Origin of the sequence: Algoriphagus terrigena DSM 22685 (assembly GCF_000429445.1) — a bacterium.
GTDB classification, from domain to species: Bacteria; Bacteroidota; Bacteroidia; order Cytophagales; family Cyclobacteriaceae; genus Algoriphagus; species Algoriphagus terrigena.
In genome coordinates this window covers 13,798-26,654 of record NZ_AUBW01000021.1, presented here as the reverse complement: position 1 = coordinate 26,654, position 12,857 = coordinate 13,798, and the positions used below count along the sequence as shown (strand labels likewise).

At 46.8% G+C, this 12,857-nt stretch carries 6 protein-coding genes; all 6 read left to right on the top strand.

What is annotated here, in order from left to right; translation table 11 throughout:
• Positions 1 to 50: 50 nt before the first annotated feature.
• Positions 51 to 1,055, top strand: a complete 1,005-nt coding sequence (locus tag G459_RS27875) for a glycosyltransferase family 2 protein (RefSeq protein WP_051315298.1) — start codon at positions 51 to 53, stop codon at positions 1,053 to 1,055.
• Between the two features lie 222 nt (positions 1,056 to 1,277).
• A complete protein-coding gene (locus G459_RS30280; protein WP_211234405.1) occupies positions 1,278 to 8,222 on the top strand; it encodes a PKD domain-containing protein in 6,945 nt (2,314 codons plus the stop codon).
• Positions 8,223 to 9,224 carry an N-acetylneuraminate synthase family protein gene (locus G459_RS0118275; protein WP_026968938.1) on the top strand — a complete coding sequence of 334 codons (1,002 nt, stop codon included), beginning with the start codon at positions 8,223 to 8,225 and terminating at the stop codon, positions 9,222 to 9,224.
• A complete protein-coding gene (neuC, locus tag G459_RS0118270; protein WP_026968937.1) occupies positions 9,221 to 10,375 on the top strand; it encodes a UDP-N-acetylglucosamine 2-epimerase in 1,155 nt (384 codons plus the stop codon). Before G459_RS0118275 ends, neuC begins: the two co-directional genes overlap by 4 nt.
• Positions 10,376 to 11,083 (top strand): acylneuraminate cytidylyltransferase family protein, encoded by a 708-nt coding sequence (locus G459_RS0118265; protein ID WP_026968936.1) that lies wholly within the window; start codon positions 10,376 to 10,378, stop codon positions 11,081 to 11,083. It abuts the gene before it with no gap.
• Positions 11,071 to 12,768, top strand: a complete 1,698-nt coding sequence (gene asnB / locus G459_RS0118260) for an asparagine synthase (glutamine-hydrolyzing) (RefSeq protein ID WP_026968935.1) — start codon at positions 11,071 to 11,073, stop codon at positions 12,766 to 12,768. The genes G459_RS0118265 and asnB overlap by 13 nt, the downstream gene beginning before the upstream one ends.
• Positions 12,769 to 12,857 lie beyond the last annotated feature (89 nt).

The following is a 12,857-nucleotide window of genomic DNA, read 5'->3' as shown; positions in this document are numbered from 1 at the left end:
TCTTCGGGTGTTTACCTCCCTTCCTGAATATCGCCATTAAAAAATAATCTATGAGAGTAGGCATCAATCCTGCCAAGCTCAATTCAAAAATTGAGAAAAAGTACCACCACCGGATCATTATCCCCGTCTTTGTGCCAAACTTCGAGGGATACTTTCAAAACCTGTTTGAGGTCATCAAGGTATGCATTGAATCTGCATCTTTGACCCAGCATGGAAGGTCTGCCATCACAGTAGTTGACAACGCAAGTTGTCAGGAAGTAAAGACTTGGCTCGCCGAAAAATTGAAAGAAGGGGTGATTGAAACCTTGACCACTCATGCCGAGAACATAGGAAAGGTGGATGCAATCCTGGGTGCCGCCAGAGCATCGAGGGAAGATCTGATTACCCTTACTGATTGTGATATACTTTTCAAAGCAAACTGGCAAGAAGAGATTGAATCGATCTTTAATAGCTTCGAAAAAGCGGGTTCAGTTGCGCCTTTTCCCGTGGCAAGACACATGTATTACCACACTTCATCCACCCAAAAAGCTGTTTTGGTCAAAAAATTGGACTTTTCCTTTCAAGCTACTGACGAAGACGATCAAATCAGAAGCGTCTATGAGAGCTATGGGTGGAACTACCAAAAATCCTATGATGGACTATTGCCGATCGTCAGTTCTAAGGGGCATCAGGCTGTGATGGGCAGCGGCCACCAAGTAATCACGATTCGTAGAGAAGTGTTTTTTCGGATGCCACAGGCTCCCAGCTTTATCAAGATTGGGTCCGGGAGCGAACTGACGTGGATTGATCAGCCGATTAATGAGTTTGGCTATTGGAGGCTGAGCACGGTCAAGAACTGGGTGTCGCATATGGGAAATAATCTCACCGAGAACGAAAACGTCCAGTTTTTAGCACTTCGCAAAAGCACTAAATTTCCCAGCCTGATCACCTTGCCGGAAAACGAAGGCAAAAAGATCAATAAAACAGAACACCGCGTTTGGTCCAAACTATTCAAAGTACTCAAAGACACCCGTCCTGCTGCCCCAAAACTCACTACTCAACATGAAAGTTTGTAATCAGTTGGCGATTTTCACAGTTTGCGAGGGGTTTCATGAAGATAAAGAAAACACCGGCGTTAAAAGAATTTTTTGGTGCATGCTTTTTGCGGAGAGTGAATTCAAAAAATCCCGGGTTGGCCATTTCCCTTCCGGCAAATAATTAACTTGAGGAAGAATCTGCTTGACGCACGCTCTAAATTTTGAATGGGAACCTTTACTCAATTGACTAAAAATCAATTATTGGAAAAATCAAATATCAAGACGCGTATCCTAAGCACTTCGTCAGGATGGTTCGGGTATAGGCTTATCTTTCTTTGTATCCTGAGTGTATTCTGTTTCCAGCAATCCTCAATTGCCCAGGTTGAGATCCCCAGAGAGGGGTTTCCCTACTGCGAACCATTCACGGGATCCGGTCCGTTTGAAAATACTATTATTAAAGGAAATATCCGAAATAATGCCACAGGTGCAACAGGAAGCTATACACCTACTGCTACGGGCCAATCCCTCCAGCTTACTCCCAATTTGGAATGGCACAATGGCTATGTCATCGTAGACATTCCGTTCTCCTCACAGTTCGGGGTTAAGACGTCCTTCGAATATTACACCTATGGGAATATGCCATTTGAATATGCCGCGGATGGAATCGGGTTCTTTATGTTCGACGCCGATGAACCGGTAAATATTGGATGGTTGGGTGGTTCTTTGGGATATGCACCTTTTGTAAACTTGGATGGAACAGTTGATCCCGGTAAAAACGGAATCAAGGGCGGATATCTCGGGATAGGATTGGACGAATGGGGTAATTTTGCGGTTGGAACTGTAGGACAACCTCTTGCCAATTGGGAATCAAAAGTTAGAAACAGTATTACCATTCGTTCTCCCGAGGCTAATAATTATGATGTATATCATCGATTTGTAACTACTCCTGATTCTAATGCTCCAACGATACTTCCGGATTTACCTCCCAATCGTTATTTTCCAATTGACCATAAAGGGCCTAATAGGGTTACGGATTGTAATCAACCGGGATATCGTAAGGTCTTTATTGAGCTGATTCCCAGTGGAGTCGGATACCAGATTAAGATCGACATGCTGGTCAACCACACGACTTTTGGGGCTGCCGCTCAGCACATTTCTTTTCCGCCGGTAAATTATCCTTTTCCTGCACCTCCAAGATTAAAGATCGGATTTACAGGTGCAACAGGCGGTTGGTCGAATTTCCATGAAATCGCAAACGTTACAGTAAACGTATCGGATGTAGCTAATATTAGTGAGCCAGGAGTGCCGGATCAAAATGAGACCCTTTGTGTGAACGAGGGAGATTTGGATATGGAGTTCAAGGTAGATTTGGCGACTTCAGATGCATTCGTCACTTGTCTTCAGCTATTCAACAGCTCGCCAGGTGCTCCACACAACGCGGTTCCTTCCACAGATTTCGGTTACTGTGGACTGGACAATTCCCTTTGTGTCAGTAAGTGTAACCCTTCTAATTACACCATTCCTGTCTATGACGCGAGCGGTAATCTAGCGGGTACTTTTTATTCTGAATTGCAGGATTTGAACACAGGTAATTTCAATCAGCTGAGGGACGTGGTCAACGTCAGGTTTGAACCTGCGCCGGGGTTTTCAGGAGAGGCGAAGGTGTACTACAATGTCACTGATAACTATGGTCTGACCTCGGAGCCTGGGATAATTACCGTTACTGCGAATCCTTTTCCGGTTATCAATCCGGCGGTTACCGTGGAGAACCCCAGCTGTGACGGTCAGGAAGACGGTAGTTTGTCTGGCTTGACTGTTTCCAGCCTGGTTCCTGATTTCGACTACGAGTGGCTGTTCAATGGAACATCCATCGGAAAGGCCGGCGCTACCCATACATACAGCGCGGGTACGGGAGTATTCGCCCTTCAGGGTTTAAACCTGGGGACCTACACACTGAACGTTTGGAATCCTTCGAGCTCTGGGGGCTGCTATGAAACTCACGATGTGGTAATCAACCAGGAAAATGGAACTCCAGTAGAACTCGATGCCGATAGTAAGGCGATTTGCGAAGGTGAGGCAGTTTCTTTTCTTCCGAGTATTGATAACTTATATAATCCTTCCGGTGCATCTCCCCAGTTCAGTTGGTACCTAAACGCAAATAGGGCAGGAGGGGCTTTGGTAAATGGGTCCACAGTCACAATCGACGGGAACCCTGTTCAGGTCAACATCCAGTCCAACGGTGAGATCACCTTAACCGGGCTAAAATATTCCGGACCTGGAGCCATCAAGACATACACATTTTATGTGGAGGCAAAAGATCAAAGCACTCCCACAGGAAATTTCTGCCCTTTCCTTGGAGATGTTCTGATTTCTGCAACAGTGGAGATTCACCCTCCTCTTGATTTCACGGTATCGAATCAGGATGACTGGTGTCTTACCAATTCCGGATCTGTTACTGCAAGAGTGACGGGTGTTACGGGCCCTCTCAGTTATACACTTGAGGATGAATCTGGCAACGCACTTGCTACAAACGCCACAGGCAACTTCACCTCCCTGTCAGCAGGTAACTATTCCGTTTACGCTTCCACTTCGTTCTGTAACACAGCTATCGTCGATGTGACGATTGAGGGACCGTCGGCGCCATTACAACTTGCACCAATCGCAACCATCAACAGTTATTGTAGCCTTCCTAATGGCACTCTAGAATTTTCTATCCAAGGAGGAAATACACCCTACCAGTCGATCACTGTTGATGGAAGCCCGGTGACCTACCAACCCTCTGGGATTTATCAGGTCGATGGATTGGCGGCTAAGAATTATGCAGTCCGAGTAGTAGATCGAGAGGGATGTGAACAGCAGATTACGATGAATGTAGCGGGTGATCCGTCCTCTAATTTTTCGGTTTTGGGTACCGAGATATGCGAGGGGTTCCCGGCGACAGTAGTAATCGATGTAAATCAGCCTTCCACCTCCACACCGGATTTCAAGTGGTACTACCAAGATGCGGCAGGAGACTACGTTCTCATTACAGACGGTTTGCAAGTAGGAGACCTTCAGTATAGCATAGATGCCAATCTTGAACTGACCATTGATGGGCTGAAAGCAAATGCTATTCCTTACAAGTACTTCTTAAATGTTACGGGAGACAGAGTCTGCGATCAGGGATATATTCCTGCAGAAGTTGAGGTAAACGAAGGACCGACTATGACTGCACCGTTGATCACCCAGATCAGCTGTTTTGGTGCGGATTCGGGGGTTATTCAGGCGCAGATCCCCTCGGGTAATCTGGCATCCTTCGAGTTTAGCCTTACAGGGGACAATGGGGTAAACCTTCCTTTTGCAGCAAACAACGGACTGTACAAAAACCTTTCTCCCGGAGTATATGAATTGATCATTCGCCGCTCAGACGGATGTACCTCGACGATTTCAGATCTGGTTATTACAGAACCTCCTCTGATCGAGCCAAGCCTAATTTCCATGAAGGATCCCACTTGCGGGCTCTTCAACGGAGAAGCAGTATTTGAGATAAGCGGGGGAACAGGAGCTTACACTGTCTTGATAAATGGCAAGAACATTACTGCCATGAGTTCTACCCAAACCGGAAATTCCTTCCAACTGAAGGATCTGGAGCCCGGCACCTATTCCCTGGCAATCTCTGATGAAAATGGCTGTACTGTTGACTATCCGGATTTCCTTACGCTTACCAATGATCCGGGGATTATTGTAGATCTGGACCCGTTGACGGATGAGGCCTGCTTTGGGGATGATGTGCAGCTTTCTCCGACTTACACCACCTCCGCGCCGGTTAAACCGGTATTCGATTGGTATAAAGACCAGGCACTCAGCGAGCCTATTGAAGTAACTTCGACTCCTGTTGCCGGAAGTCCTTCGTACCAGATTGCAGCAGATGGGACTTTGACAGTGTCTGGCCTCGATGCCGGTTCCCGCAAATATTATCTGGAGATCTCCGGTCCCGGAGTCTGTACCTTTGTGAGGGAGGCGAATGTGACGGTTTATCCTCCGATAGAAGGAGACGTCACAGTGACAAACGAAACCTGTTTTGGTGCTGCTGATGGTACCCTTTCTGTTGTGCCTAAAGGAGGCAACGGAACATTCGAATTCAGTATCAACGGTTCCCCGTTTGCCCCGACATCCAGCTATACTGATCTGGCTCCAGGCCCGTACAAACTTCAGATCAGAAATGACATTGGATGCGAAGTAAGTTATGATTTAGTAATTGAAGGGCCTGCGGCACCCGTTACGATTAATACTCCTGACCTATTGAGAGCATCCTGTGATCTCGAAAACGGGAGCATTGAAAACCTTCAGATATCGGGTGGCTGGGGAGATTATCAGGTTGAATGGAGAAAAGGCTCAGAGACCGGTGCGGTTATTCCAGGTACTCTGACCGGAACCACGGATCTTGGACCGGATACCTATTTTGCACTCGTTTCCGATGGGGAGGGCTGTCAGGAAGTCTTCAGTTTTGTCATCGAAGAATCCTCCGATCCTGTATACAATTTGGTTAATCCAATTGATGTATGTGCCGGCGAACCGCTAGTTATCAGGCCTATCCATCTCGCGCCAGATCCCTCACTTCCTCCGACGGCATTTACCGAGGTAAAGTGGTATAAAGAGCCCGGGCAGACAGGGCAAATCACAAACGGAGCAGATGCACAAAATCCTTCAATCAGCTACACCATTGACGATTCAGATTGGCTGAATCCGCAACTTCAGGTCGACAACTTACCGGCCGGTACACATGACTTCTATTTCTTTGTGGAATGCACCGGCCAGGAAATCAAGGCGGACGTCAGAGTCTACGAAATACCACAAGTGGTCTTCAATACCACTCCCGTAGTCTGTTTCGGTGATACCAATGGGAAGCTATTGATAGAATCCGGCGCGTTACCGGAGTACTTATATTCGATAAATAAGCAGGCGCCCATTAATGAGGCAGCATTGCTTGCTCAAAATCTGGCTGCTGGAACCTATTCAATCGAAGTGACTTCACCTGCAGGCTGTCCCCAACTAGTGGAAGTAACTATAGAATCTCCGACAAGTGCGTTGGCAATTTCCGACATGGCGGATATCGATCCGGGATGCGGCGCAAGCAACGGAAAAATAGATGCACTGATTTCTGGAGGATGGTCGCCGTATTCGGTGACACTCGTCAAAAACGGAGTTGCTTCTTCTACATTCGCTTCGTCTAATGGAATTCTGTCCATCGTCGACTTAGCAACAGGACTCTACCATTTCGAAGTGACGGACGCTCAGGGTTGCCAGATTGTCACCGATCCAGTGGAGCTGGTCGACGGCCCGACCCAGATTTTGATCGATGATCTGGAGATTTGTTCTGGAGAGGATGCAGTATTCGCTCCAACGCTGGATCCGACAGCTTCGGGTGCTACGTATCATTGGACCTTTGATGCCGCCGGCGCAAAACCGATTGTTTCCGGTTCGACTGTAGGAGGGGCAACCTATCAGATCGGGGGCAATGGAGTTTTGACGGTCTCTGGCTTGGCTACTTCCAATACAGCATACACCTATTACCTTACCGCCTCAGGAGGTGGAGTCTGTGTGGGGTTTGTTGCGGAAGCAAAGGTTAGGGTTTTCAACTCACCTTCAGCGACTGCCAGTGTGACGGACGAAATCTGCTACGGAGAGGGGGGAGAAATTCAAGTCAACGCTTCCGGAGGTTCAGGATCCTACACGTACAGCCTCAACGGCCAACCCGACCAAACGTCAAATGTCTTCCAGGTCCCGGTCGGAACATACACTATCAGGGTGAACACTCCGCAAGGCTGTTTTATTGAATTGACAGGTATTGAGGTGACGGGGCCGTCGGCTCCATTGGAGGTCACCAATCTGAACCAGGCAAATCCAACATGCTCACTGGCAAACGGAGAGATAAGCTTTACAGTCGTTGGTGGATACCCGGGCTACAGTGTCGATATCATCAATGACGGGGTCAATACGGGCGCCGTTCAAGCAGACGCTAGCGGCAATGTTGTCATAAGCGGAATCAGTTCAGCAATCTACCAATTTGAAATTTCGGATGCTGAAGGTTGCACTATCTTGCTCGACGAGCCACTTGATTTGGTGGAAGTGCCCACCGAGATAGTTGCCGAAGACCAGCGCTTGTGCGAAGGAGAAGTTGCCCAAATTTTGCCCTCTGTCCCTACCAATACCCCGTCGTCGTTTAGCTGGTACTTTGACTCAAATGAGTCCCAGCCGATCTCTTCAGGAACGAGCAATGGAGTGACTTATTCAATAAGTTCAAGTGGAGAATTGACAGTTTCCGGGCTAGTTGCCAGAGATACGCCGTACACCTATTACGTGATGGCTGCAGGGCCTGGAATCTGTGCCGTTGAACTTAAGCCGGTAAATATCTACGTGTCTTCAATACCTACACTTAGAGTCTCAAATCCTTCCGTCGTCTGCGACCCCAGTGAAACCGTGGATCTGACGAATTTCATCGAGGGATTCAATCCGACGCTCTACGACTACGATGTGGTGAATCCGGACGGCTCAGCACTTAGGCTCGACCAATTGGCGGCTGTCGATGTTACCGGTGACTACCGGGTGAGCTCCAGCCTGAAGGGCGCCAACTGCTGGAATGAGCAGCTCAGGATTAAAGTCATCATCTCGGATTCTCTTTTGGTGGCTAAATTCCAATACGCTGCTGATATAGGAGACGGCACAATTGTCACAAACGACAAAGTTCAGATACTGGAGCCAGTTCAGTTTCAGGACTTAACTGTTGGCCGTGCTATCGTCTGGAACTGGGATTTCGGCGATGGAGCGGGAAGTTCGTCGCAGAATCCGTCGCATACCTATACACAAAAGGGAACCTATACGGTTCGCCTTTCTACCATAGATGAATTCGGTTGCCAATCCGAGTTTGTTATGCAGCTGCTTGTGACCGATGAATACAAAGTCATGGTACCCAACGCCTTTACCCCAGGCGGTCAGAAAAACCAATACTTCAAGCCAATCCATCGGGGCATCTCTGCAATTGACTTTTATGTTTTCAATACTTGGGGAGAGCTTATCTATAATTCCACTGATCTCGAGGATATTGGTTGGGATGGTACTTTGAATGGTAAGAATGTTCCGAATGGTAACTATGTTTACAAAGTGAAATACCAAGCCCGATCCGGAGATATTCACGAGCTGTCCGGAGTATTTGTACTAATCCGATAAATGATCATAGCCGAAATCGCCCAAGCCCATGACGGCAGTCTGGGTAATGCACACGCTTTTATAGACGCCCTGGCTGACACAGGCGTAGATGCAGTAAAATTCCAAACTCACATTGCAGAAGCCGAGAGTTCAGCATTGGAACCTTTTCGGGTGAAATTTTCCCGTCAGGATCCCACCCGGTATGATTACTGGAAACGCATGGAGTTTTCCCCTGAGCAATGGCAGGGAATAGCCAATCATTGCCATGAGGTAGGGTTGAAATTTATTTCCTCACCCTTTAGCAATGCAGCAGTCGATTTATTGGACCGGGTCGGCGTCGATGCGATAAAGATTGGTTCGGGGGAAATCAGCAATCTGCTCATGTTGGAGAAAATTGCAAAGACCGGAAAGCCGATCATATTGAGTTCTGGTATGAGCGATTTGGAGGAATTGGAGCGTACGATAGATTTTCTGAAAACCTTCCCCAATCCGATTTCGGTGCTTCAATGTACGACTGCGTATCCCACGTCTCCAGAACAATGGGGCCTAAATGTGATTGGGATTTTAGGGGAAAAGTTCAAGATCCCGATTGGGTTTTCGGACCATAGTGGGAATATTTACTCCTGCCTGGCGGCTGCTGCATTGGGAGCGGAGATTTTTGAATTTCATGTCGTGTTTGATAGAAGACAATTTGGACCCGACACCGCAGCCAGTATTACCATTGATCAAACCAAGGTACTAGCCCAGGGAATTAGGGAGATTCAAAGGTCAATCGCCAGTCCGGTAAAAAAGTCAGACATCCGCAAATATGATGAGCTAAAGCGAATCTTTGGGAAGTCCCTCGCTGTCAACAAAGATCTAAAAAAAGGCGATGTTTTACGGTTTGAAGATCTGGAATCAAAAAAGCCCGGTGACCAGGGAATTTCTGCTGCCGCCTATCGCAGCGTCTTGGGGAAAAGCGTGATCCAGGACTTAAAGCAATGGGACTTTTTAAAACCCGAACACATCCACACAGGAGAATGAAAAGAAAAATTTGTGTAGTGGTCACTGCAAGACCATCTTATTCGAGAATCAAAACCGCGCTGGAAGCTATCAGGGACAATCCGGAACTCGAACTTCAATTGGTTGTTGCGGCCTCCGCTTTATTGGATCGCTATGGAAATGCGACTAAAACCATTGAAAATGACGGGTTCAAAATTGCTGCAAAGGTTTTTAACGTTCTTGAAGGCGAAAATTTAACGGCAGCAGCCAAGACGACCGGAATCGGCATTCTTGAACTCTCTACTGTATTTGATAACCTCAATCCGGATATCGTGGTCACGGTAGCGGACCGCTTTGAAACGATGGCAACCGCTATATCGGCTGCCTATATGAATATTCCTCTTGCACATATTCAGGGAGGGGAAGTCACTGGAAACATCGACGAGAAAGTTAGACACTCCATCACTAAACTAGCAGACTATCATTTTGTAGCTTCCAATGACGCCTATGAACGTGTTTTGAAATTGGGTGAGGCGAGTGAATTTGTCTTTAATACAGGCTGCCCGAGTATCGATTTGGCGAGTCGAGTCCTCAATGAACCAAGCCTGGACTTTGACCCGATCCAAAAATATGGAGGGGTCGGAGGCCATCCGGATTATTCGAAAGGATACTGGGTAGTGATGCAGCATCCTGTAACCACCGAGGTGACTTATTCAAGATCACATATTGAGGAGACGCTTCATGCAATGCACGCCACAGGGGACCCCGTTTTCTGGTTTTGGCCAAACGTGGATGCCGGTGCAGACGGGACGAGTACCGGAATACGGGCATTCAGGGAGAACAACAGCTTGGAAAATTTTCATTTTTTCAAAAATATGGATCCCACTGATTTTCTAAAACTGCTGGTCAACAGCAAGGGACTGGTCGGAAATTCCTCGGTGGGGATAAGAGAATGCGCTTTCTTGGGAGTTCCTGTTATAAATATCGGCAGCCGACAAAACAAGCGTGAAAGAGGCCACAATGTCCATGACGTGGGTTATGACAGAAATGACATCCTAACGACTATCCAGAAGATTAAATCCTCCCCAAGACCCCAGTCATCCAATGTCTACGGTGGGGGAGATGCCGGCCTTCAGATCGCCAGATACCTGACTGAAGTTCCCCTGATATTTCATAAGACAATTACATTTTAGATGAGAATCCTTGGATTGATCCCTGCCAGAGAAGGCTCAAAGGGAATTCCCGGTAAAAACATCCGAACCTTAGGTCACCAGCCCTTAATCGCCTTTACTATAAAGGATGGTTTAGCAGCCAAAAAAATAGATATGCTGGCGGTAACTACGGACGGGAAAGAAATTGCTGAGGTCGCAGGGCGTTACGGAGCGGAAGTCCCGTTTATCCGGCCCAAAGAACTGGCGCAGGATCATACACCCTCCATTGAAGTCGTTCTGCATGCGATAGATTTTTTTGAGCAGAAAGGCGACTTTTTTGACGCAGTCTGTTTACTGCAGCCCACGAGTCCATTCAAGCCCAAAGGCTTTATAGATGACTGCGTTCAAAAATTTTTAGAAACAGATGCGGATAGCCTGATCTCTGTATTGGAAGTCCCTCATGAGTACAATCCTCATTGGACTTTTGAGATGGAGCCCGGGGGGAACTTATCCATCGCGACTGGGGAACAGACCCTGATCCCCAGAAGGCAGGAATTACCGATGGCGTATCATAGGGATGGATCTGTGTATATATCCAGAGTTTCACTCATTAAGGAGAAGAAAGTGCTTGTGGGAGGGAAAACAGTTGGAGTACTCTCCAATAAATCATATTACGCCAATCTGGATACAATGGACGATTGGCAAAAAGCCGAAGTAACTTATAGCATATTATTTTCATGTGTGGAATAGCTGGAATCATTGGAAGACATCCCGAAAATAAGTATGTATTGGCGAAAATGCTTGATAGGCAAAAGCACAGAGGACCGGATTCACAGGGCGTTTGGTCAGGGGAGGGGGCGTCACTAGGACACAACAGGCTTTCTATCCTGGATCTTACGGAAGCGGCAAATCAGCCCATGATCAGCAATTGCGGTCGGTATATCATCGTTTTTAACGGCGAGATATACAACTATCTGGAGTTGAAGCGATCACTCGACTATTTTTTCAGGACGAAATCCGATACAGAGGTCCTGTTGGCAATGTATATCAAGCATAAGGAGGCAATGCTTCACTATCTCAATGGTATGTTTGCCTTTGCAATATGGGATGACCAAGAAAAGACCTTTTTTGCTGCCAGGGACCGTTTCGGAGTCAAGCCGTTTTATTTTTCTATAGTTGAAGAGCAGTTTTTGTTTGGGAGCGAGATTAAAACCCTGTTTGCTGGAGGGGTTAACAATACTCCAAATGAGGTAGTGTGGGCAGATTATTTCGTGCATGGAAGTTATGGGTTTCCTGATGAAACATTTTTCAAGCACGTTAATCAATTGCCGGGCGGGCATAGTATTAGTTTTAGTCACGGTGATTTGCGGCCTAAAATTGTAAAATACTATGACTTTGAAGCCAAAGTAAAGAATCACACTATCTATAAAAATGAGCAAACGCTACAGGACGAATATTTAAATGTCCTACTCGACGCTATTAGGATTAGATTTAGATCAGACGTCCCGGTGGGATTTAATGTAAGCGGAGGACTGGATTCGTCCGTCTTGCTGGCAATGATATCAAAAATCAAGAACGGCCACACCGGGAATGTAGAAGCTTTTACTTTTTATACAGGCGATGAACGGTATGATGAGTTGTCTTGGGTGAAGAATTTAATTGCTAAAACAAACAGCCCACTCAACTCTGTCTTGTTATCCTTCCAGGAAGTACCCGATTTAATTGGAGACATAGCAGGCTTCCAAGACGAACCCTATGGGGGATTCCCCACCTTAGCATATTCTAAAATATTTAAAGAGGCCAGGCAGAAAGGGGTCCTCGTCTTGTTGGATGGGCAAGGTATGGATGAGGCCTGGGCCGGATACGATTATTACAGGACTGACTCTCAGCTGTTTATTCAGGGAACAATTGACTCTTCGACTCGACCCCATGTCTTGGTACCTGAAATGGCTGCATTAGCAAGAAAAGTAGATTATCCGGAACCATTTGACAACAAGCTTCAGAATAAGCAATTCAGAGATTTGTTCTATACTAAGATTCCAAGAGCTCTTCGGTTTAATGACAGGATTAGTATGATGCATAGTGTCGAGCTGAGAGAACCTTTTCTCGACTACCGCCTAGTAGAGATGGGTTTTGCTCAAGATGCAGACATGAAGATCAAGCAAGACCAAGGGAAATGGTTGCCCCGCCAACTGGTAAAGCATACGCTGGGTGATATTGCCTTAGCACCAAAACGACCCTTGCAGACACCACAACGGGAATGGATAGGAGGACCCCTGAGCGACTTCGTGGGAGACAGGATAACTAACCTTAGATCCTCGCCTTGGTTTGAAAAGATCGCCTTAGATCAGGAATGGCGGGATTACAGAAACGGGACGAAAGATAATAGCTTCTTCGTTTGGCAATGGATCAACACATCTTTTATCCTTGTTTAGGCTAGTCAAGATGACCGTTTACCCGTGTGTCTACACGCGACAATAAATCGATCATTAATAAATATCTTTACCATTGCTTTACAAATTTA

What these genes read in the sequence shown, in the direction of transcription:
- G459_RS27875 (WP_051315298.1), top strand. Translation starts at nt 51, where the DNA reads ATGAGAGTAGGCATCAATCCTGCCAAGCTCAATTCAAAAATTGAGAAA.
- G459_RS0118275 (WP_026968938.1), top strand. Translation starts at nt 8,223, where the DNA reads ATGATCATAGCCGAAATCGCCCAAGCCCATGACGGCAGTCTGGGTAAT.
- neuC (WP_026968937.1), top strand. Translation starts at nt 9,221, where the DNA reads ATGAAAAGAAAAATTTGTGTAGTGGTCACTGCAAGACCATCTTATTCG.
- G459_RS0118265 (WP_026968936.1), top strand. Translation starts at nt 10,376, where the DNA reads ATGAGAATCCTTGGATTGATCCCTGCCAGAGAAGGCTCAAAGGGAATT.
- asnB (WP_026968935.1), top strand. Translation starts at nt 11,071, where the DNA reads ATGTGTGGAATAGCTGGAATCATTGGAAGACATCCCGAAAATAAGTAT.